The organism is Salimicrobium album, from assembly GCF_900107115.1.
GTDB lineage: Bacteria > Bacillota > Bacilli > Bacillales > Halobacillaceae > Salimicrobium > Salimicrobium album.
In genome coordinates this window covers 188,487-210,233 of sequence record NZ_FNOS01000002.1, presented here as the reverse complement: position 1 = coordinate 210,233, position 21,747 = coordinate 188,487, and the positions used below count along the sequence as shown (strand labels likewise).

Annotated in this window: 29 protein-coding genes and 1 other annotated feature; of the genes, 2 read left to right on the top strand and 27 right to left on the bottom strand. The window is 46.1% G+C overall.

The window, feature by feature from the left end; all coding sequences use genetic code 11:
* Positions 1-326: 326 nt before the first annotated feature.
* From BLU03_RS04555 to BLU03_RS04465, 22 genes are all read right to left on the bottom strand, one after another.
* On the bottom strand, positions 327-2,792 hold the full coding sequence (locus BLU03_RS04555; protein WP_093105971.1) for a virulence-associated E family protein: 2,466 nt from the start codon (positions 2,790-2,792) through the stop codon (positions 327-329).
* An 18-nt stretch (positions 2,793-2,810) separates the two neighbouring features.
* Positions 2,811-3,359, bottom strand: coding sequence for a hypothetical protein (locus BLU03_RS04550; protein ID WP_093105969.1), 549 nt, complete (start codon positions 3,357-3,359; stop codon positions 2,811-2,813).
* A gap of 15 nt (positions 3,360-3,374) precedes the next feature.
* Complete coding sequence (locus BLU03_RS04545; protein WP_093105966.1) at positions 3,375-3,761, bottom strand: hypothetical protein; 387 nt, start codon at positions 3,759-3,761, stop codon at positions 3,375-3,377.
* A 14-nt stretch (positions 3,762-3,775) separates the two neighbouring features.
* On the bottom strand, positions 3,776-4,063 hold the full coding sequence (locus BLU03_RS04540; protein ID WP_093105964.1) for a hypothetical protein: 288 nt from the start codon (positions 4,061-4,063) through the stop codon (positions 3,776-3,778).
* A 36-nt stretch (positions 4,064-4,099) separates the two neighbouring features.
* Positions 4,100-4,267, bottom strand: a complete 168-nt coding sequence (locus tag BLU03_RS13630) for a hypothetical protein (protein WP_176765410.1) — start codon at positions 4,265-4,267, stop codon at positions 4,100-4,102.
* A 39-nt stretch (positions 4,268-4,306) separates the two neighbouring features.
* The gene (locus tag BLU03_RS13625; protein WP_176765409.1) at positions 4,307-4,480 is read right to left on the bottom strand and encodes a hypothetical protein; all 174 of its coding nucleotides are present in this window, start codon (positions 4,478-4,480) and stop codon (positions 4,307-4,309) included.
* Between the two features lie 15 nt (positions 4,481-4,495).
* Positions 4,496-4,762 (bottom strand): hypothetical protein, encoded by a 267-nt coding sequence (locus tag BLU03_RS04535; protein ID WP_093105961.1) that lies wholly within the window; start codon positions 4,760-4,762, stop codon positions 4,496-4,498.
* A gap of 22 nt (positions 4,763-4,784) precedes the next feature.
* Entirely contained in the window at positions 4,785-5,141 is a 357-nt protein-coding gene (locus BLU03_RS04530) for a hypothetical protein (protein WP_093105958.1), read from the bottom strand.
* The gene (locus tag BLU03_RS04525; RefSeq protein ID WP_093105955.1) at positions 5,134-5,487 is read right to left on the bottom strand and encodes a hypothetical protein; all 354 of its coding nucleotides are present in this window, start codon (positions 5,485-5,487) and stop codon (positions 5,134-5,136) included. Before BLU03_RS04525 ends, BLU03_RS04530 begins: the two co-directional genes overlap by 8 nt.
* A gap of 12 nt (positions 5,488-5,499) precedes the next feature.
* Positions 5,500-5,712, bottom strand: a complete 213-nt coding sequence (locus BLU03_RS04520) for a hypothetical protein (RefSeq protein ID WP_093105953.1) — start codon at positions 5,710-5,712, stop codon at positions 5,500-5,502.
* 2 nt (positions 5,713-5,714) lie between these two features.
* Positions 5,715-5,972 carry a hypothetical protein gene (locus tag BLU03_RS04515; RefSeq protein WP_093105951.1) on the bottom strand — a complete coding sequence of 86 codons (258 nt, stop codon included), beginning with the start codon at positions 5,970-5,972 and terminating at the stop codon, positions 5,715-5,717.
* A gap of 13 nt (positions 5,973-5,985) precedes the next feature.
* Positions 5,986-6,474 (bottom strand): dUTP diphosphatase, encoded by a 489-nt coding sequence (locus BLU03_RS04510; RefSeq protein WP_093105948.1) that lies wholly within the window; start codon positions 6,472-6,474, stop codon positions 5,986-5,988.
* Between the two features lies 1 nt (position 6,475).
* Positions 6,476-6,874, bottom strand: a complete 399-nt coding sequence (locus BLU03_RS04505) for a hypothetical protein (RefSeq protein WP_093105946.1) — start codon at positions 6,872-6,874, stop codon at positions 6,476-6,478.
* 13 nt (positions 6,875-6,887) lie between these two features.
* Positions 6,888-8,828: a DNA polymerase gene (locus BLU03_RS04500; protein ID WP_093106362.1), complete on the bottom strand. Its 1,941-nt coding sequence runs from the start codon at positions 8,826-8,828 to the stop codon at positions 6,888-6,890.
* 54 nt (positions 8,829-8,882) lie between these two features.
* Positions 8,883-9,440, bottom strand: a complete 558-nt coding sequence (locus BLU03_RS04495) for a DUF2815 family protein (RefSeq protein WP_245698738.1) — start codon at positions 9,438-9,440, stop codon at positions 8,883-8,885.
* Between the two features lie 29 nt (positions 9,441-9,469).
* Positions 9,470-10,639 (bottom strand): DUF2800 domain-containing protein, encoded by a 1,170-nt coding sequence (locus BLU03_RS04490; protein ID WP_093105941.1) that lies wholly within the window; start codon positions 10,637-10,639, stop codon positions 9,470-9,472.
* On the bottom strand, positions 10,636-11,028 hold the full coding sequence (locus BLU03_RS04485; RefSeq protein ID WP_093105938.1) for a hypothetical protein: 393 nt from the start codon (positions 11,026-11,028) through the stop codon (positions 10,636-10,638). Before BLU03_RS04485 ends, BLU03_RS04490 begins: the two co-directional genes overlap by 4 nt.
* 72 nt (positions 11,029-11,100) lie before the next feature.
* Complete coding sequence (locus BLU03_RS04480) at positions 11,101-11,352, bottom strand: hypothetical protein (RefSeq protein ID WP_093105936.1); 252 nt, start codon at positions 11,350-11,352, stop codon at positions 11,101-11,103.
* Between the two features lie 6 nt (positions 11,353-11,358).
* On the bottom strand, positions 11,359-11,556 hold the full coding sequence (locus BLU03_RS04475) for a hypothetical protein (protein ID WP_093105933.1): 198 nt from the start codon (positions 11,554-11,556) through the stop codon (positions 11,359-11,361).
* Positions 11,557-11,573: 17 nt separating this feature from the next.
* Complete coding sequence (locus BLU03_RS04470) at positions 11,574-11,807, bottom strand: hypothetical protein (RefSeq protein ID WP_093105929.1); 234 nt, start codon at positions 11,805-11,807, stop codon at positions 11,574-11,576.
* Between the two features lie 84 nt (positions 11,808-11,891).
* Positions 11,892-12,029 (bottom strand): hypothetical protein, encoded by a 138-nt coding sequence (locus tag BLU03_RS13620; protein ID WP_176765392.1) that lies wholly within the window; start codon positions 12,027-12,029, stop codon positions 11,892-11,894.
* Positions 12,030-12,058: 29 nt separating this feature from the next.
* Complete coding sequence (locus BLU03_RS04465) at positions 12,059-12,271, bottom strand: helix-turn-helix transcriptional regulator (RefSeq protein WP_093105926.1); 213 nt, start codon at positions 12,269-12,271, stop codon at positions 12,059-12,061.
* Between the two features lie 151 nt (positions 12,272-12,422).
* Between BLU03_RS04465 and BLU03_RS04460 the strand changes: the two genes are divergently transcribed.
* Both BLU03_RS04460 and BLU03_RS04455 read left to right on the top strand, forming a co-directional pair.
* Positions 12,423-13,079: a LexA family protein gene (locus tag BLU03_RS04460; RefSeq protein ID WP_093105923.1), complete on the top strand. Its 657-nt coding sequence runs from the start codon at positions 12,423-12,425 to the stop codon at positions 13,077-13,079.
* 12 nt (positions 13,080-13,091) lie between these two features.
* Entirely contained in the window at positions 13,092-14,516 is a 1,425-nt protein-coding gene (locus BLU03_RS04455) for a recombinase family protein (RefSeq protein WP_093105921.1), read from the top strand.
* 16 nt (positions 14,517-14,532) lie between these two features.
* Here the strand turns inward: BLU03_RS04455 and BLU03_RS04450 are convergent, their stop codons facing one another.
* From BLU03_RS04450 to hemL, 5 genes are all read right to left on the bottom strand, one after another.
* The gene (locus BLU03_RS04450; RefSeq protein WP_176765408.1) at positions 14,533-14,928 is read right to left on the bottom strand and encodes a UPF0758 domain-containing protein; all 396 of its coding nucleotides are present in this window, start codon (positions 14,926-14,928) and stop codon (positions 14,533-14,535) included.
* A gap of 245 nt (positions 14,929-15,173) precedes the next feature.
* Positions 15,174-15,914, bottom strand: a complete 741-nt coding sequence (locus BLU03_RS04445) for a prepilin peptidase (RefSeq protein WP_076569789.1) — start codon at positions 15,912-15,914, stop codon at positions 15,174-15,176.
* Between the two features lie 159 nt (positions 15,915-16,073).
* Positions 16,074-17,333, bottom strand: a complete 1,260-nt coding sequence (locus BLU03_RS04440; RefSeq protein ID WP_076569787.1) for a bifunctional folylpolyglutamate synthase/dihydrofolate synthase — start codon at positions 17,331-17,333, stop codon at positions 16,074-16,076.
* A gap of 72 nt (positions 17,334-17,405) precedes the next feature.
* Positions 17,406-20,042: a valine--tRNA ligase gene (locus BLU03_RS04435; protein ID WP_093105918.1), complete on the bottom strand. Its 2,637-nt coding sequence runs from the start codon at positions 20,040-20,042 to the stop codon at positions 17,406-17,408.
* A gap of 42 nt (positions 20,043-20,084) precedes the next feature.
* Positions 20,085-20,308: a binding site (T-box leader), on the bottom strand.
* Between the two features lie 143 nt (positions 20,309-20,451).
* Positions 20,452-21,735 carry a glutamate-1-semialdehyde 2,1-aminomutase gene (gene hemL, locus BLU03_RS04430; RefSeq protein WP_093105916.1) on the bottom strand — a complete coding sequence of 428 codons (1,284 nt, stop codon included), beginning with the start codon at positions 21,733-21,735 and terminating at the stop codon, positions 20,452-20,454.
* Between the last annotated feature and the right edge of the window lie 12 nt (positions 21,736-21,747).

Below are 21,747 nucleotides of genomic sequence, written 5' to 3'. Positions count from 1 at the left end.
TGTCTTCACCTCATAAATGATGGGTGTGGGCGATGTGGGCGTTTTTTTCGATTTCTCAACTTTTTATAAAAAATAGGGGGTTTCTCCTATATACTACCCCTATATATACTTTAAATAGTTTACCTTAAAATTACGACCACATTGCCCACACTAAGGGTTAATCCCTTGATATGACTGGCTTTGAGGTGTGGGCGTAAGGTGTGGGCGTAACAAAATTTTCGCCCACGACGCCCACACCTGTTTTACTTTTTTTAGGTTAATTGGAAAATACTAGTGTGGGCGTAATTCAGACACGCCCACGCCTAATTCAGGTTACGCCCACACCTTCACTTGCTGTTTTTCCGTACATACGCCCGTTGGACACCGTACTCTTTTCCGAACCTTAAGGTCCCTTTCTTGTTATTATCGTTCGGTTTCCAGCCAGGCATATTTCTCAGGATATCGTTGATTTCTCTCCGGTCCTGCGCCCGAAACAGATTCCGGCTGTTCCCTAAACCTTCCACCCAGATCTCCAACGCGCATACACGATCCCGAATCATAGTTCCCTCCGGACCATCTCCGAAGTCACTGTCCAAAAACGTCCGTCGTTCTCCGAGATCTCTCTCATACCAGTCCTCTGGCAATTTGGTATCCAAGTATTCCTGCACCAGGCCGAACCATGGCGATTCCTCCGTGTGTGCTTCCTGCGTTTCTTTCATTTCTGCCTCTAACGCTTCCGGGAGAAACAGAGGCTCTCCCTCTTCGTATCGATACTTGGCCTCCGCCCACATCTGGTGGATGTCTTCATCCGTAAGGTCTTTCCATGAAAACAATTGCCTCTCCGCTTTAACAGATACGGGCCAGAATCGCCGGTTTCCTGTTTTATCTTTCAAAAACGTCACATCATTGGTCGTACCGAAGAAGATACACTGTCGGGGAAAGTCTTCAATGTTCTTACCGTAAGCCACCCGATAGCGGTCTTCCTGTTTAGAGATGAAGTGCTTGATGGATTCTACATCCGTTTTCCGGGTTGCAGACAGTTCTCCGAGTTCAATGATCCAGGCGCCCTGCAGCTGTTCAAAAGCTTCTTTTCCGGTAACGGTCGTGATAGAATCGCTGAACCATTGCTGACCCATGCGATGAAGCAGCATCGACTTTCCGAGACCCTGTGCCCCGTAAAGGGTAAGCATATAATCATATTTAATGCCGGGTTCCATAATACGAGCAACAGCCGCCGCAAATGCCTTTCTTGTCACAGCACGATTCAGCGTACTGTCTTCCGCCCCGAGATAGTCGACCAGGAGCGTATCCAGTCGTTCGGTGCCGTCCCATTCGAGGGATGTAAGGTAATCACGGACCGGGTGGAACGAGTGTCTTTCACTCATGACTTTGACGGCATCTTCCGTTTTCGCTTTATTGTAGATGCCGTAAAAGCGTTCCAGATAGTCCCGCAAACCGGCATCATCCCCGTCGGTCCAGTGATCCATGTTTGCTTTACGCCACGGTACATCCCGCAATAGAGTAAGACGCTGCGTGAATTCGTTGGTAGCGATCCGCTTTTTCACAAAAGGGTCATGCTCCAGAATAAGAAGGATGTTCGGGACACTGGCTTCAACTTCTCCCTGTTTATTGAGAACAAGTTTTTTCGTCCATTTTTCTTTTTTATTTTCTTCAGGTTCCTGCTCTTCCTGATCCTCCAGGTCTCCGATTTCCAGTTCATCAAATTCTTCTTTCGCTGCTTCCATCCGTTCTTCCGCTGTCTTCGCTTTCACTTCTTCATCGTTCTGAGCGAGATCCCGCATAGCTTTATAAGAGGGAAGCTCTGTAACGGAAGCATCCGGCTTTGCATCGTCGTCCCGTTCGCTGAACAAGTGGATGCGTACAAAATCAAAAGCGTTCACCAGCATATTGCTGACAGGGTCTGTGCCATGGTGACTGTAGGCGAATTTCCCATTATCGTAGAGGACAAGACCACCAGCCGTGCTACCTTCGTTATAGGTGTACCGGTCCTCCTGATAATAGTCATAGACATCCGGCAAAAAAGCGGACATGGCATCTTCGATGGAGTACGTACGGTTGAACGTTCCGACGAGCCCCGGTTTTTCGTAAGGATCTCCCTGCCGATCTGCTAATTTCTTATAATCCTGCTGCTGCCGCGAGGAGGACGGCCATTCCAGTGGATCTCGCCAATCCAGATATTGGCCAAGTACATCGTCCGGATCCAACCAGGGTTCATCCTGATACGTGAATATGAATTCGGCATCTTCACTGGTGCTCGGCCAGTACATCAAACGGTGTGCCTGATACGTTGTATCATCGAAATAGTCGATGCCGATCTGTTCGGCTACCTTTTTTCCGACGGCTACATACTCTTCCGCTGTAACCGGACGAGACAAAGGAGCGATAAAGCGTAACCGAGGCCGGTATTCTCTGTGTTTGTGCGTAGAGTACAGGGCGTAGGCATGCCCGAAGAGCATATCGATGATCTCCGGCATCCCCTCTTCCCCGTAGTCGATATCAAGAGTGAGGAGCGTTCGGTTGAACACTTTATCTGATTTCCGGCGGCCTTCTTTCAACATGCCGCCGACAAAACCTCCCACATCTTTGATATCATCCTGTTGCGACTTCTTCATTTTCAGGTATTCCGTAGCTGACTCTTTGGTTCGAACCGTTTCACTGATGCGTGCCAGGAAGTCGGACCAGGTCAGCTCTCGGTTTCTCCAGTGTTTCGCCATCCGATTATCGGCAGTAGCGATACTGAGCTCTCCGTCATGGTGTAAGTGCTTCAATTCGTTCGGCTTTTCCAGTTTCATCCGACAACCCTCTTTTCTTTATCCGAGCTTTAGGAGTTCCGTTAAATAGTGATCACGCTTCCCGTGGTAGTCCGCTCTTTGCTGTTCAGTGCGCAGCTGCTTCAACAAATTATCAATGCGATCCTGGGCTTCTTTTCTATCGAATTCCGCGTGCTTTTCTACTCGAGTGAGTTGGATCTGAGCATACTCATACTTTTCAAGCACATCATCATGCTGCCCTTTCCAATCGGACGTGTCCGGTAGCGCCGATTCAGTTTTTGTATGGGTTTCTTTTGTCAGTTCTGCATGCAAACGCTCGATTTCTTTATCTTTAGCAGCCACATCCTGTTCCAATTCAGCAGCGTACCGTTTGAGTTCGTCATAACTGTCCTTCAATGTTTTCTGGAGAGACTCCGTCAATTCATTGTTACTTTCGTTCTGTTCTTTTGCTGCATCACGGATCCGTTTGGCATGATAATAGATGGTTTTGGGATTGGCGCCGGTCTCTTCTTCAATCTCCCGAACCGTTTTATCGGTATCACGGAGCAGTTCTTTCGCTTTGGTCAGATCCCCTGTTACATTCGGCATGTATATCCCTCCTGGTTAATTTTTAGCAAGCTCTTTGGCGGCTCTCTTTTCCGCAGCGTAGGCATCTTCCTTGTTGTCATAGGTTCCGACTTCCATCGGTCGGCCATTGAATACTACATAAGCGGTATAGCGCGTAACGGTTCTGATTTTCCGTTCCGTCTTGCCGGACCCTCCCGTTTCTTTCAGGCGGTAATATTTCTTCTCCCATTTATCTGCGTCCTTCGCTTTCACTTCCGCCTCCTGTCGTTTGGCTTCCGACTTATCCAGTTTCTTCTGCAGCTGCTTGTTCGTCTGTACCTGCTCTGTGAGCCGAGCCTCGATACTTTTAGCATACTCGGAAATAGAGGTTGATATTTTTTGATAGTGCTCGTCCAGTTTCTTTTCCAGTTGTGTGAGGTTCATGGTGTGACATCCTCCTAATCTTTCGCATTTATTGCGGCTTCTCCAGCTCTCCTACTGCCATCAGATACGGGAATGGTAGAAGCCATCTCATAGCTCCATCCGTTGTAAACACGAGCACGAAAAGCTCTCTCCGAAATGTCATGATCCAGGGCTTTCCCTCTGTAAATCCGCCTGTTGTGAAAATCTCGATATGAAGCAACAGCTTCATCTGGAGTCATGTGGTGGTAATAAATTTTCGTATATAGGGTAGGGTAGGGAATGCCTGTTTTTTTCGCCAAACAATTCACGTTAACCATGTTCACCTCAACGCCCCCTTTCTGTTGCATGTAATCATCGGATTACGTATTAACCACTCGAGCACCCACACGTTCCGCAATAAATTCAGCGTTCTCTTTGTTTTCAAATTCAATGGCATCTTTACGAACTGGACTCGTAGTGACTTCCTTGTTGCCCAAGTGGTAAGATTCAACGTACTCATCTTCACCAAAAATTAAAATGTATCCCAATCTCTTCACCCCTTCGCTAAATGTGTCTGATGCGTCTTTCTAAGCATAAGCACCTTTCCAGCTGGTATCTGGCTCATAACGTTCCATCTCATTTTCGATATTGCAGTTTTCGCATTCCCAGTACCAAAAAGAGTCGTAGTACCCTCGATACTCTGTGAACTTCATTTTTACTCCACATGCACAAGTCGGTCTTTTATCAAATGGCATTTTCATAATGCTTCACTCCTCTCAATTATTAGGGTCAAACACGTATCTTCTTCCGTCATAGCTGATAACTGTTGGAATCTCTCGCTTTACTTTCAAATGCTCCACGGATCGGAGCCGCCTGTTTTCGTTCGCCAGGTATTGTGCTAAGTCGATAGCTTCCTCCAGTGCCATACGATTCCAGTCATAGTCACTGTGAGACGCTTCTTCTAAGGTTGTGCCGTACGTCTCGATGCCTTTTTGTTCCTGTTCGTCCAGTATGTCATTGAGGATCTGTTTGATTTCTCTCATGATGCCACCACCCTTTCATTCCTCATTTGTTGATGCCTTCGATCTCGATGTCAAGGACTGCAAGTGTTTTTAATATTCCGTCTCTCCTACCCTTCGCAACATTTATAGGTCCGGAGAAATCGTCATTGATGAAATTATCTATGTTGTGTTCATCGTAATAATCTTTCAATTTTTCTTCCGGCGTTTGTTCAACGTCATAACCGTTGATAATCGCAGCCGCAATTTCCAAAATCGGCATATTGTTTAACGGTTCATGAACTTCAGAAACAAATTTATCCTCTCTCGCCAAAAACTTAATAACGTTTTCTTTTTCACATCCATCTCTCAACATTGACTGCAATGCTTCCGCTTGTTGCTTTGTCAAAGTTACTTTATTCATTATTCCTCCACCCCTTCAAATTCATAAACGCGGTATCAATCTCATCTGGATCAATCGGTTTATTTCGTTTCTGTTGATTACGCAACCGGTGATAATCAGCTCGCAAGCCCTGGATAGATGCCTGCAGCTGCTTCTGTTCCTGCAGCAATTTCTTGCGTCGGACACTCTTTTTGGTCACAGGCAGGAGTGTGTTTTCGATGTGAGTAAGTCGTTCCTTTTTGCCGTCGATTTCAGAAGCGATTCTCATGATTTTCAATTTGTTAATCACACTTTTTCGAAAATTCCCAAGAACGTTGATGAATTGTGTTGCCATGCTTCCAAACGCTTCCTGTAATGATGTGGTCATTCCCATCCCCTCCTATTCTGTTGGTTGTCCATTAGCATTGATGCCCTGCACAGTAACAATATGAAGCGCTTGTTCTTCTGTGAATCCTTCCTCTACCAAACTGTCGAAATAACCTTTATGAAGCTTGGCTACTTCTTTATATATTTCCAATTGCATCGGAACCGCGTTGCGGAGTTGATCTATTGTGCTGCCTATTTCTTGTTTCTGGCCGTCTATTAATCTCATGATTAGTCCTCCTTGTTTTTTCGTGCTCTGATAAGATACCGAGCCATATCAAACATGAATTTCCTGTTCTGTTCCTGCCTCCGTCTTATCTCGCTTAATTCTGACCACACCAGCAGGACTATGAAAAGAGTGAACCAGTTCAGATCCATCAACTGCCCGGTTAAGTTATTTGTGATCATATTGATAATTAAGCTGATGATCACTATTGCGATGACGATATAAGGCAAGAGGTCTCTGACAAAACTGAATAGTTTTTTCATGGTCTCCCTCTCTTCAATAGCCTGTAAGCTGTCTGTTATGATTAATTTTATTTTTTGCAAGGTACGCTTCCTCGATCTCATCTTCCGTAAATCCGAGCATTTCTCCGAGGCTGAGAAACAAATCAAAAATCGTATTGTAGTTTCCTATTGTTCGAAATTGAGAGAAGTCGCCAACTTTCCGGAACAGAGCATTGAATTGTTCTGTTATGGAATCAGCTTTCATCGACGCAATATTGGAATAACTAAGTCGATATCCTTTTTCTAACCCAATGCTAAGAACAAAATGCAGGCAGTCCACGTATTCTTCAAGCATCTTTTCTCTGCGAGGCTCCTGATCATTGCTCCATTTTTTAAAGCCTCTCCATTCATTCGCCAGTTCACCGATTTCTGTGTGAAGCGCTAATACTTTCCAGTCCATGTTTTCACCTTCGATGAAACCTTTTTCTTTACCGATGTGGTAATCCAGACCACCCTGAATATTGTATAGTTTTGATAGGTTCATGCTAGTCGTCCTTTCTGTTATTGATGATTTCGGCATATTCACTCCGTACCCGCGGCCGGTAGCTTCGGACCTTTTGTGTTTCTTTCAGCTTCCGTACATTTCCGAGCACCTGGTTCATTTCATTGCCGTACTGCTTTCTCATGCGATCGAAAAGATGTTTGGTTGCTTTTAACGTTTCCATGCGGTCTTTGATGGTTCGTCGTTCTCGGTACAGGGTGCGCTGGGAGTCATAGACTTTCCATGCCTGGGCTGCATTGATATTACAAAACTCAATGTAGTGGTGGATATCGTTCAGCTCCCCCTCCACGCGTTTCAAATCTTGATGAAGCTGATCGTATTCTTTCGGAGCATCTTTGAGTGTATTTCTCAAATCGGTTAAAAAGGTTTCCATGTCTTCCATAGCAAGCCTCCTCTTAATCTTTCATGTAGAACTCTGCTTCAAAACCGTCTGCTGCAAGAGGCAAACCCTCCGCCCAGCTGACTGGCTCGCCCATCAGTTTTTCTATTTTTCCAAGAGCGTCCTCATCATCCTCCGGGACTTCCAATACGACCTCATCATGTACGTGCATAACAGTGGTATATCCGATATCGTTCAGCCGTTCTATGGCGATTGCCAAAATGTCTCGAGACACAGCCTGAACAATGTTCTCCACCCACTTTCCACCGTATGCATCAACTTTCGCCCATTTGTTCTTCTCGTTCAGTCCGTAGTGAGCCACAGCTTCCCGGCCGAATTTATTCTCGGTAACGTGTGGTTTGGCGTAGGCAAGACTTCGACCACTCGGTAAATCGATGAAAAGGAACCCTTTCTCTCGTCGGAACGTTATCCCATGGGTAGTTATGATTTTTTTATCTTTCACCGCTGTAAGCGCTGCTTGGTCACAGGCATACCAGAAATTTTTGATATTCGGATTAGCTTCTCGCCAGGCATCGACGAGGGGGCGCAGGTCTGATTCTTCCATTCCCATGTTCAAAGCACCCATGCTGATAAGAGCGCCGGGGCCTCCCTGATAACCGAGAGCAAGTTCTGCCACTTTCCCTTTTTGCCGTTCCGGGCTCCCTTTTGATATGGAGTCGACCGGAATTTTGAACATCTGAGCAGCTGAAGCTTCATAGATTTTGCCGTGTGAGTTGAAAACATCCAGTCTCCATTGTTCACCGGCAAGCCAGGCAATCACCCGAGCTTCAATCGCGGAGAAGTCGGAGATAGCAAATTTATAACCTTCGCTTGGAACAAACGTCGTTCGGACCAATTGGCTGAGAATGTTCTGGCGGCTCTCGTTGTAAATGAGATCCAATCCTTCAAAGTCTTGTTCTTTCACTAGCTTACGAGCCGTCCGAATGCGGGAAAGACTCATGTAGTTTTTCGTAAGGTTGTGCACCTGCACGCCTCGCCCCGCCCATCGTCCTGTTTTCGAAGCACCGTAGAACTGGAGGATACCTCGGACGCGCTTGTCGGAACACATCATCTGTTTCATGCGATCATACTTCTTCACACTGCTTTTTGAGAGTTCCTGTCTGATTTTCAATACGTCATGGACAGGGCCGGATGTATAATACTCGAGCAGGGCTTCTACGGAAGCTTTCTGCAGATTCTCGATTTCCACTCCCTGTTCTTGGAACCATTCAAGCAATTGCGTTGGGCTGTTCGGGTTATCCAGTCCCGTCAGATGCCGGGCCTGTTGCATGACTTCATTCTTCGTTTGTTTATCGCAAGTGATAGCTCCTGCCATTAGATCAGCATCCACTCGGACCCCTCTGTCATTGATTCTCTGATCCAGAGCCCAGAGTTTTTGTTCAGATTCAGGTACGGGAAATTCATCAACCCTTTTTCGGATAGCCCGTTCGGTCTCTACGTCCTGGATACAATAAGCGACGAACTCTTCCCATTTCTCCGGATCATGTTCTGGCAGGTTCCGTGTCCGTCCTTCATTGGTTTTCGTCGGTTTACAAGGTTTCGAAAAATAATTGATGAGGTGGGTGCCTGCTTTGTCTTTTTGTTCCTCCAGTTTCAGTACCTGGGCGATCTGTCCGAGAGCTGCAGGCAATCCTATGCGTGTACTGTCGACCATCGTGCACCTCCATTGTTCAGGAGGCATGGCCACGTTATGATAGTGCGAAAGACAAACGCGTTCAAAGTTGGCATTGTGGGCTGTTTTGATAACATGCGGATCTTGTAAGGCTTCCATGAATAAGGTCTGATTTTCTTTCGTCAGTTGCTGGACGGGGGCTTCATCAAATGCAAAAGCGGTAATCAAAATGTCGAAACTTTCATGTTCGGCATATCGATAGACGCCCACTTTCTTTAAATCCAGTTCGCAATAGGTCTCAATATCTACAGCTAAACGCTTCATAGCATCCATCCTTTTCTAAAGCAAAAGGGGATTCCGCGGAACCCCCTATGAGCCTTAAATCAAGTCGTCGTCATCAGTATCAAGTTCGTCAAAGTCTTCATCTGCTGTAGATCCGCCACTCAGCATTTCACCGTCCCGGATTTTCTGAATGTTACCAAGGCCAGCAGCAATCCCTTTGTTGCCGTTTGTATTGAAGGCGAAGAAATTAACGGACGCTCGTATAAAGCAGCCGGAATAAACGGCTGTCGTGTCTGTGATTTTGTTCTTATACGCATCCACGATTTGTGGTTGTCCCTGGCTGGCGTTCCGGTTTGCATTGATGAAGTAACTGTTTTTATAAGCCTCATCATCTTCTCGTTCTTCATCCCCGTCTCGGAGAGGAGTTTTCAAGCTGTTCGGAATCTTTCCACCGAATTTTGCTTTACCGTCTTCCTTCGCTTCTTCGATAGCCTGTTCAATAGCTTTGATGGTCTCCGTGTCTTCTTTCGAGATAATCAAGCTGACGGAATATTTCTCATCGCTGCCATTGATGGATTGCGGCTCCCATACATTTGCATAGGAAGCGCGGACTTCACCTGTGATTACTTTTGTTCCGTTACGTTTCGCTGAAATTGCCATAGTTGAATCTCTCCCTTTTTCTTTTAATTGATAGTGTCAAAATCATTATCTGCACTGTTCATTTCCGGTCGTTTATCACTTTCCGGTGCCAGTGTCGGTTTACCAGGTGGTTTTGCGATATACTCCTTTAATCGATCTTCGACTGTTTTCTTACCAATCTTCTTCTCCAATTTTGAAATGGAGAGCAACTTCTTCTCTATCAGATCATCTTCGTCATACTCATCCTGCAAAAGTTCAATAATCTTATCTTCATCTTTATAGGTTCTCTTGCTTCGTCCCTCGACGACCTTCCAACCTTCAAATCGTTTTCCGTTCTTGGCCTGCTGAAGGGCATAATCTTGCACATCTTTCGCCCATTTCTGCATTTCATCTGCCTGAAAAAGAATGTCTGCAATTTCATCACTCGATAAGAGGTTCGGGTCTTTCAGTTTGTTCTTCATGTTCAGGTAATGATTGGCACGTGCCTTACAAGTGTTCTTGACTTTACAGAACCGGCAGTGTTCTCCAGGCACGAACGTCCCTTCTTCGTTCCATGCCTCTTCTGCCCGTGGTCGTACATAAGCTTCACCCCAAGTTTTCAGTTCAGCCACAGACAGTCGTTCTGTCGATAAGTTGTTCAGTCGCGGTTGGACAATCGTCATGGCTACTTCGTGCACATCTTCGATCATGTCGAAGATATCCAGTGCACCTAACCCATATAAACGCAGCTGCGGGTTATCGATTGCAGAGACCTCGATACCTTTGCCGAATTTCAAGTCGATGATTTCCAGCACGCCTCCGTTATAGACGATGACGTCACCGGTTCCGAATGACTCCGGAACGTACGTGCTTAAGTCGAGCTTTTCTTCAAACATCAAAGTCGGTTCCGTATCGGCACGAGCTTTCGCTTCATTAATGTGTTCTTCTACCTGGCTGACATACTCTTTCACATAATCATGCAATTCTTCCGAGTAGTATTCGTTTTCTTTTCGCTTTTTCAATTCAGCATTGAACTTCCGTTTCGTCATACCTTGATACAAGTGAGCAAAGTGAAGTTCTGACAGCTCATGAGCAAAGGTGCCCTCTTCAGCAAAGGTGCTCGTCGTGTCGGCAATGCCTTTTTCCATAGAAGGAGAGGCGGTGCAGACTAACCAACGATGAGCTCCGGAAGCTGATAATAGGGCATGCCCCCGGTCTGAATGATTGACACTCATTGCATGTTCTCCTCAATGAAAGCCATGTATTCATCGTAATGTTTCTCTGGAAGGTTGCTCACTTTGTCCACGTCTTTCTCCTGCAAGAAGTTCTTCAACTTCTTCCGATTGGCATTGTCAGCCTGAATGAATTCACGAGTTTTTGATGTGATTGAATCTATCGTAAAGTTCGATTTCTGGTCAGGTTCTTCTTTTTTCTCTTCTTGTACAGGGGGTGTTTCTTCTTTGGGTGCTTCCTGTTTTGGTTCAGATGTTTCTTTGCCTACCGGGTCTTCGTCCTTCTGTGCCTCTGGCAGACTTACAGGGTAATCGAAATTACCGAGCACTTGGGCCAGGGTATGAATTGCAGCTTCCAATCCTTCTGCATCAATCTTCACTTTAATTTCCATAGATGGGTACCTCCTGATGTGGTATAGTAAATGTAACTACTTTTGTTTTGAAGTCCGCATTGCCGTGCGGGCTTATTTTTGTGTCGGAAACGGAATGATCGTGCCATCTTTCCCCATCGCATGTTCATACATACCGATGAGATCGGGCAGGACAGGTGCACCTAACGCAACATAACAACTGGTGCAGCAGAAGAAATCGGTCCGGGAATGATACGTTCCTTCATCCATTCGAACGTAGGATTCCGGACTCATTTCCATGTCGTATGCCGCTTCTTTGTATTCTTCAATCTGTGAGGGATGTTGCTGGCATCGGATGCATTGCATATGTTTTCACCTCCTTTTAATAACTGCAGCGACTCTTTGTTCCGGAATGAAATCCGTGAAACCGGCTCCTGATAAACCTTTATGTCTTACTTTGTAAAAGACACCTCCTCGACCTATGAACACTTTTTGAATTTTAGCTTCCACATAATTGAAGCCGAAAGAATATAAAATCACATCACCTTTTGTAAGCTTGTTCTCTTCCAATCATCTGCCACCTCCTTTCAAATAGTCCGGCCTGCGATATGCAGCTGACCGCCAAAGGTACGAATCACTTCTTTGGTGTCTTCTCGAATGGCTTCCACCAGGTAATAATGACCGTCGTCGAACCAGTAGATTTCATCCCCGACGAATACTTCGTTACCAAGAGCGTCCGTGCCATAAATGTGGTCATCGTTTCTGTTGACCCCTCCGGTACGATTGACTTCCGTAACATCCGGATGTTCAAGATCTTTCATGATTTCCTCACCTCTTTTCAAATATTAATCAATGTCCAGTACAGGAACACGAGGGATAACACCCAACCTGCAACATGATAGATGCTATGGCGTTGATTCTGACTCACGTTCTCCCTCCTTCCGTTTTCTATCTTCTTCATATAACCGTGGTGCGGAAGTGCGAAGAAAAAATTCGAAGATACGCTGCTGCGTTTCTTTGCTGATCGGATGATCGTCCATCATCGCTCCCTCCTACTAGAATTAAATTCTACTCAATCTCCAAAAAAAATATAGTCTGTCGGGAACTGATATACTTCTTCGATCTTCTTTTGCTGATTCGGTGTCAGGTCTCCCGGACGACGTTCCCATTTCACCAGTGTGGTGTGACTGATACCCAACGCTTTACTGGCTTCCGCAATACTCATACCCGCATTGGCCCGCGCTGCTTTCAAACTGATTTGGGGGAAGTCTGTTTTGTTTGTCATAAGCTGTCCTCCCTTCTGTACTTAAAAGATTACTAGAATTAAATTCTATTGTAAAGGGAAAAGTAGAATTTTTTTCGTTTTTTTTGGAATAATACTATTAAATTGTGGAATATAATGCTATTATATAACTATCAAAAAGGAGGAACAATTAATGAAGGAAAAAGAAATGAACGAGATTATATCCGAAAATTTACAAACCTTGATGAGAGAGTATAAATTAACGCAAAAAGAACTAAGTGTTATCGCCGGGGTATCCGCTTCGACCGTAGGAAAGTGGATTTTGCAAAAATCAGCCCCACGCATGGGTGCTATTCAAAAAATCGCGGACCACTTCGATTTGCCTAAAAGTTATATTCTGAACGAAAAAGAAGGAAACAAAACCAACCTGGTAGCAGAAGCGCAAAATCTATACCGCGTGAACAGAACGACAGCCGTCCCTATCATCGGCACGATTGCCTGCGGTGACCCGATTCTTGCGAATGAAAATATCGAAGAATACCGATATGAACCGACGGACTACTTACCACAAGGTGATGTCTTCTATCTTCGTTGCAAAGGTGATTCCATGACCCCTACTATACCGACCGAATCTCTTGTCTTGATCCGTCATCAGACAGATGTAGAATCCGGGGAGATTGCAGCTGTCTTATTGAACGGAGATGTAGACGCTACTTTAAAACGGGTGAAGAAACAGGGAGATAATATCATTCTGCTTCCGGATAACCATAAACATGACCCTATCTTCGTGAATGAAGATAACCCTGCACGTATTATCGGTAAAGCTATGAGAGTGACACACGATCTATAAGGAGGATGAATCATGAATGTAGGGATTTACATACGAGTGAGCACAGAGGAGCAGGTGAAAGAAGGGTTTTCCATCAGCGCCCAGAAGCAGAAGTTAGAGGCCTACTGCATGGCGCAGGGGTGGGACTCTTATAAACTGTACGTGGATCAGGGCGTGTCGGCCAAGAATACCGACCGTCCTGAACTGCAGCGACTGTTGGAAGACATCAAACGTCAAAAGATAAAGACGGTGTTGGTGTATCGGCTCGACCGGTTCACTCGATCCGTACTGGATCTGCAAAACCTGCTGAATGATATGGAAGAAAACGAATGTGCTTTTGTGTCTGCGACAGAGTTATATGATACGACGACCGCCATGGGGCGTATGTTCATTAATGTTGTGGCAGCTATGGCACAGTGGGAACGAGAAAATTTGGGGGAACGTATTCGGATGGGTCTTGTGGAAAAAGCCAGGCAGGGGAAGTATCATGCTCAAACGCCTTTCGGATTTATCAAAAAGGATCATAAACTATATCCGCATCCCGAACGCTCGGAGGTGCTCCTGGATATGATCCAAAAAATCGAAGAAGGGTATTCGCTCCAAGGGTTGGCCACGTATCTTAATGATAGTCCTCATCAGCCTGTCCGAGGTTATCGATGGCATGGCACCAGTATATTATCGATGTTACGGAATCCTGTTTTGTATGGTGGAATGATGTGGCAGGGAGAGCTTTTTGAGGATGTGCATGAAGGTTTGATTTCCAAAGAACGTTTCCTGCATCTCGGAAAACTTCTGACGTCCCGGCAGAACCATAAAAAGCGAAAGGTGAATTCCTTTTTCACGTATCAGATGAAATTGGTCTGTCCTCAATGCAGTACGCATTTGACTAGTGAACGGAATACGTATGAACGAAAAGACGGGTCTTTGCTGGAACACAATAGATACACGTGCCAAAAGTGCTCTCGTGATAAACGGAAAGCCGTCAGCTTCAGCGAAACGAAATTTGAGGAAGCCTTTATGAATTACATAGAAACGTTACATGTGCATGGAGTCCCACCGGAAATGAAAGAGAAAGATCCAAGAGAAGAAATTGATAAGAAGATTAAGCAGCTGGAGAATCAACGGGCCAAATATCAAAAAGGATGGGCGAATGACTGGATCAGTGATGAAGAATTCAAGACCAGGATGGAAGAAACGCAGTACGCTATCAATGAATGGGAGGAAGAACGGTCGCAGTTAAAAGCGAAAGTGGAAACAGCCTCTCCGGAACAGATAGAAATTTATGCGAAGTCTATCATCGATAACTATAAGAAGCTGACTCCGCGTGAAAAACATGAGTTTTTGAATATAGCTGTGAAAGATATTTACTTTGATTTTAAAGAAGAGTGGTATACGGGAGCCAAAGGGAAGCGCCAGAAACGCCGTCACCTGTGGGTCACGAAGGTGGAATTTATGTAGGTTTAATTTTTACCAGTTATGCTAACTTTAAAGCTACGAAATGTTCCTGTTTTAAATGTTTCATTTCTTCCATTACATATTCTGCTCCATCTTCCGGACTCCGGATCAGATAACCTTCCTCCCTTTTTTCACGGTACACTCTTTTCCCCAACTCGATAGCTGCGATGACCTGCATCGCTTTCGCAGCCCCAATGCCCCTGATAGCCGTCAGATCTTCCACAGTCGCTTCCCGGAGTCCGTCCACACCCTGCAGAGACACGAGAATTTCTCTTGAAAGACTTTCTATCGGCATCCCTTTTGTTCCTTTGGAAAGCAGCACAGCCAGCAGTTCTCTTACTGTCAGTCTTTCTGCTCCGTACATAAGCATCTTTTCTCTTGACCCCTGTTCTCTCGTATGAATAACTTTTTCCAAATCAGTTCTCCTTTAGGACAATTCTTATCCGTGCACGGCTAAGTATCGTCATTATACCCGAGCGTGCACTTTCAGGAAAAGAACCGTAAATGAAATAAGCCGAAGCCTATTCCGGAAAAATTGAAAAAAGATCAGATGAAATGACTATTATTTCACCGGCAGGCAGAGGATATACAAAACTTATCTACATTGAGCTTTTTATCAAGATTTATTTGAATACGACCAGCAACTTCCATGTATGTGGCTCAGAAATGTCCAAGGTACCATTCTATTAATGGTGTTCCGTAAAAGTTGGTCACACAGGCACCCGTCAGAATAAAAGGAGCAAACGGTACAGGCTGTCTGCCGGAAATCACTTTCGTTATAATCAGCAATCCGCCTGTAAGCGCTCCAAGTAAAGAGGACAACAGGAATATAAGGAAAAGTTTCTCCACGCCCATCATGAATCCGAGCAGACCGAATAATTTCATGTCGCCTCCGCCCATCCCCCCTCTGCTGAGGAGAATGATCCCGGCCGTAACACCTGCACCGACACCTCCACCTATTACCTGCGACCAGTATGAGACGGGAGGGTCTATGAGGAAATAAAGCATGCAGCAGAGAAAGAATGTAATCAGAACGGAGGAGGGAAGTATCATACTGGTTAAATCCGAAACGATGAAAATGTGCGTGAGAGCACCGAGTAAGAGGGAATAAATAAGAGAGGGAGTGAAACCGTGGTACAGGAAGGCGAAAGAGAAGTACACACCTGAGAAAAGCTCCATGGCAGGATACATCAGGGAAATATGAACCCGGCAGCCGCTGCATTTCCCCCGTAAAAATAGCCAGGACAACAGCGGTATCAATTCATACCAATGCAGATTTTTACAGCAATGCGGGCAGTAGGAACGTGAGTGCGCCAACAGCGACTTTGCGGGGGTACGCAATCCGACTACATTAAAAAATGATCCGAAAACCAGACCGAAAACGAAAAAGACAGCCGTCATGTATTCACCTTTCTTCCATCTGTATTCAGCATCCTGAGCATTTTTGAATGAATTTTCAAAAATTTCAAGCGCTATACCCAGTATAAGGAACCTTCCGTTACTCGTCCACTGTTATATGAATGAACCGGGGCAAGATTCATCTCCCACCCCGGTTCTTCCTTACGTATACATTTTCCTTACTTCCGATATAAAATAAAGCGAGCCGGTCCAGAGAATCACATCCCCGGCATCCGCCGAATTCAGTACACTCCGGTACGCCACTTCCGGATTCATAAAGTAGGGAAAGTCGCTATTCATATTAAGATAATCTTCTTTCTTCAATGATTTCGGAAAATCGAAAGAAACGGTGGCAATGGAAGCAGCTATTTTCTTCAGCATCCCGAGCATTTCTGCAGCCGGTTTCCCTTCAACGGCTCCGTATATAACATGCACGTTACTATCTTTGTACAGATTTTCCATCGTTTCCACCAGAGCTTCTGTTCCTTCGTAATTATGGGCACCATCGAGAAGCGTCAATGGGTTCCGGGAGATGATTTCCATTCTTCCGGGCCAGGTCATTTCTTTCAACGCTTTCCCGTAAAGAACGCGGCTTATTTTCCATCCGAACTCCTTCAACACTTCCATCGACGTAACGGCGAGAGCTGCATTTCTTTTCTGGTGCGCTCCGAGCATCGACAGCTCATACGTATCTTCATGCCGGAATCTATATATAAACTGCTGCTCCGCTTCTTTCTGCCCAACAGAGAAATCCTTTTCCAGTTCATATAAAGGTGCATGCAGCTTCCGTGAGGTTTCTTTAATTACTTTTTTCGCCTCCTGATGCCTCACTCCGCTGATTACAGGGACGTGACTTTTAACGATTCCTGCTTTCTGAGCGGCAATTTCCCCGTAACTGTGCCCAAGTATATCCTGATGATCCAAGCCGATATTCGTAATCACAGACAGAAGAGGGGCTACAATGTTCGTCGAATCGTAAAGCCCTCCGAGCCCTGTTTCAATAATAGCTATGTCGACATTTTTTTCCTGAAAGTATAAAAAGCTCATAATCGTTATAACTTCGAACTCTGTAGGTTCCCCTCCCGGCAAAGAGGCCGCCTCTTCCACAAGCGGTTTCACTTTATATATAAGACGGATCAGTTCCTCATCGTCGATCGCTTCTTCGTTCAGACTTATTCTTTCATTAAAATGAGTGATATAGGGAGAAGTGAACGTACCTACGGAATACCCCTGTTCCATTAATAGATATTTCAAAAACGATGTCGTCGATCCTTTCCCGTTTGTTCCTGCTATGTGGACGACCGGCACGGCTTTCTCAGGGTGCCCCAGTTTCTCAGCCAGCCATTCCATCCTTTCCAGTCCGGGCTTGATTTTGAACTTGCTCCGTCCATGGATCCATTCCAGTGCTTCTTCTTTATTCATTTTTACACCTCACCTGCAACCGTGTAACTTTTCATGAAAAAAGGCACCTGCCTGGCGGTGCCCTTTTCCCTTCTAAGCTTTAAGTTCTTCGATACGCGCTTCCACTTTGGCACGCTTATCCAGATAGTCCGCTTCTTTTTCTTTCTCGGCTTCCACTACGTGAGCAGGAGCTTTGGAAACGAATTTCTCGTTGGCCAGCTTCCCTTGCACACGTTTCACCTCTTCTTCCCACTTTTTCCGTTCTTTCTCGAGACGGGCAATTTCGTCCTCTATATTCATCAGGCCTTCGAGAGGAAGGTAAAGAGAGGCACCTGTAACGACAGCAGACATTGCCTTACCGGGAGCTTCGACTTCAGTATCGATTGTAAGCTCGCTCGGATTACAGAATTTCTCCAGATAATCGCGGTTCATTTCAAGCTCTCCGACGACTTCCCGGCTCTCCGCCTGAATAAGCAATTTGATCTGTTTCGACATTGGAGTGTCCACTTCCGCGCGAATGTTACGCACAGCCCGGATGATGGATACGAGCCTCTCCATTTCTGTAACAGCCTGACGATTATTTAATGATTCATCAGCCTGCGGCCATTCACTCACCGTGATGGAAGGTCCTTCATGAGGAAGGTGCTGCCAGATCTCTTCCGTAATAAAAGGCATGAATGGATGGAGCATGCGCATAATACGGTCAAGTGTATAGGCCAGGACCGAACGGGTAGTGTGGATCCGCTCTTCATTCTCACTGTAGAGAGGTAGTTTGGCCATTTCGATATACCAGTCGCAGAAATCATCCCAGATAAAGTTGTAAAGATGACGCCCTGCTTCACCGAAATCGTACCCGTCCACGTTTTTCGTCACCTTTTCGATGGTTTCGTTGAGTCTGGTCAAAATCCATTCGTCCGCAACTGTCCTGTTTTTCGTAATATCGATGTCCTCCACGCGCAAATCACCCATATTCATCAGTGCAAAGCGTGAAGCGTTCCATATTTTATTCGCAAAGTTCCAGGTGGACTCCACTTTTTCCCAGGTGAAACGCATGTCCTGTCCCGGGGAAGAGCTGGTGGAAAGGAGGTAACGGAGTGAATCCGCTCCATACTTATCAATAACATCCATCGGGTCCACGCCGTTTCCGAGAGATTTACTCATTTTACGTCCTTCTCCGTCACGGACCAGACCGTGGATAAGGACATCTTCAAACGGACGGCGGCCCGTGAACTCGATCGACTGGAAAATCATGCGGCTGACCCAGAAGAAAATGATGTCATAACCGGTTACGAGGGCATTCGTAGGGAAATAGCGCTTAAAGTCCTCGCTCTCTTCATCCGGCCAGCCCATAGTGGAAAAAGGCCACAACGCAGAAGAAAACCATGTATCAAGGACATCCGCGTCCTGCTCCCATTCTCCTTCATTCTCCGGAGCTTCTTTCCCTACATAAATTTCCCCGGTCTCTTTATGGTACCATGCGGGAATCCGGTGCCCCCACCACAGCTGACGGGAAATACACCAGTCTCTGATATTCTCCATCCAGTTCAGATACGTTTTTTCAAACCGCTCCGGTACGAAGTTGACTTTATCCTCCGTTTTTTGCTGTGCCACTGCGGCTTCTGCAAGCGGTCCCATGTCGACGAACCACTGTGTAGATAAATAAGGTTCCACGACAGCACCGCTCCGCTCGGAGTGACCGACCGAATGCATATGCTCTTCAATTTCAGTCAACACACCCTGCTCCTGCAGATCTTTCACCAGCTGTTTCCGGCAGTCGAACCGGTCCATCCCTTCATAGACTCCGGCATTTTCGTTCATCGTCCCGTCTTCATTCATAACCAGAACGCGTTCGAGGTTATGACGGTTGCCGATTTCAAAATCATTCGGATCGTGGGCAGGGGTGATCTTAACAGCTCCGGAACCGAACTCTCTGTCTACATAATCGTCAGCGACAATCTCCAGTTCCCTTCCGATGATCGGTAGGATCGCTTTCTTCCCGATAAGGTGCACGTACCGCTCATCTTCAGGGTGTACAGCGATAGCCGTATCGCCAAGCATCGTTTCCGGTCGTGTCGTAGCAATGGAAATCGATCCCTCTTCTTCCTTCAACGGATAGCTCATGTGATAGAAAGCTCCCTGCACCTCTTTATATTCAACCTCTATATCGGACAAAGCCGTCTGGGTGGCAGGATCCCAGTTGATGATATACTCTCCCCTGTAAATCAGATCCTTTTCATAGAGACGTACAAACACTTCCTTCACCGCATCCGAAAGTCCGCTGTCCAGGGTGAAACGCTCACGGGAGTAATCGAGACCAAGTCCCATCTTTTCCCACTGGGACCGGATAAAATCAGCATACTCCCCCTTCCATTCCCAGGACTTCTCGAGAAACTTTTCCCGGCCGAGATCGTAGCGGGAAGTACCCTGTTCTTTCAGTTTCGCTTCCACTTTTGCTTGGGTGGCTATTCCGGCGTGGTCCATTCCGGGCAGCCATAAAACATCATAGCCCTGCATTCTTTTCACCCGGGTGATAATATCCTGCAGCGTCGTGTCCCAGGCGTGCCCAAGGTGTAATTTACCGGTAACGTTCGGCGGTGGAATTACGACTGTATACGGTTCCTTTTCCCCCGTTCCTTCCGCTTCGAAGTATTTTCCTTCGAGCCAGAACTGATAGCGGTCTTTCTCCACTTCCGTCGGGTCATATTTAGTCGACATTTCAATATCTTTCATTATTCATCCTCCTCTTGTCCATACAAAAGACCCTTTCCTCCAGCTAAGGACGAAAGGGTCTTTTCCGTGGTACCACCTTAATTTACAGATATATTCTGTACACTTCGTTCGGATATAACGGTCCGCGTCCGGCTTTTCCTACTGAATCAAGTTCAGAAAAGCTGCTAATAGAGCTACCTTCTGTCTACAGTGGTTTAGAAAACTTTCAGCGTTTGTTTTCCTCTCTTAAAACGTATAGACGTACTCTTCTCCATCATGGCAATTTCTTTATCCTTTTTCTCTTTTAATTGTATAGAACAGCTTCCATGCCGTCAACGAAAATATCCATGGACCGGGCCGACTTCTGATTCACATCCACTCTGTTACAATAGACGGGGCAACCTCCACAGAGACTGCCCCGATCAAATGATTATAATGTTTTGAATACCTTTTTCACTGCGCTGATCGTCTTCTCAATGTCCTCGTCCGTGTGGGCCGCTGATAAAAAGAGGCCTTCGAACTGGGAAGGAGGAAGGAAAATACCTTCTTCGATCATCCCGCGGTAATACTTCGCAAAACGTTCCGTATCGGAATTACCCGCTGTTTCAAAATTAGTGACAGCGTTATCGTTGAAAAATACTCCAACCATAGAACCGGCACGGTTGATGGCAAGCGGTATATCGTTTTCCTCCGCCGCCTCACGGAAACCTTCGACCAGACGATCCACTTTCTGTTCGATCGTTCCGTAGGCCTCTTCAGTCATTTGACGAAGTGTCTCATAACCGGCCGTCATCGCAAGCGGGTTACCGGAGAGCGTACCTGCCTGATATACTTTTCCGACAGGAGCTATCGTTTCCATGATTTCACGTTTACCTCCATAAGCCCCGACCGGCAGGCCGCCGCCGATCACTTTTCCGAGACAGGTCATATCCGGTGTTACACCGAAGTGTCCCTGAGCACTATTATAACCTACGCGGAAACCGCTCATGACTTCGTCGAAGATAAGCACTGTTCCATGCTCCTCCGTAATTTCACGCAGCCCCTGGAGGAAACCATTCTCCGGCGGTACGACTCCCATATTGCCGGACACAGGTTCCACGATTACAGCGGCAAGTTCGTCCCCGTACTGTTCGAATGCATAACGCACGCTTTCAAGATCGTTGTACGGAACGGTAATCGTATTTTCGGCTACGGATTTAGGAACTCCGGGGGAATCAGGAAGGCCGAGAGTCGCTACCCCCGAACCCGCCTTAATCAATAAGGAATCTCCGTGACCATGGTAGTTCCCTTCGAATTTAAGTATTTTATCTCTACCCGTATAACCTCTCGCCGCTCGCAAAGCACTCATAGTAGCTTCTGTGCCGGAGTTGACCATACGCATCATCTCAATGGAAGGTACCCGGTCGATGACCAGCTCTGCAAGCTTGTTCTCCATAACCGTAGGAGTACCAAAACTGGTACCTTTCGCAACCATCTTCTGCAGTTCGTTCACTACCTGCTCGTTGGCGTGGCCGAGAATCAGAGGGCCCCAGCTGAGTACATAATCGATATATTCATTACCATCAATATCGGTAATTTTAGACCCTTTCCCTTCTTCCATGAACAGGGCGTCCATGTTCACGGAATTAAAGGCACGTACAGGAGAGTTGACCCCTCCCGGCATTATCTCTTTCGCTGTTTTGAATTCAGAAATAGAGTTATCAAACTTTTTCATTATGACACCTTC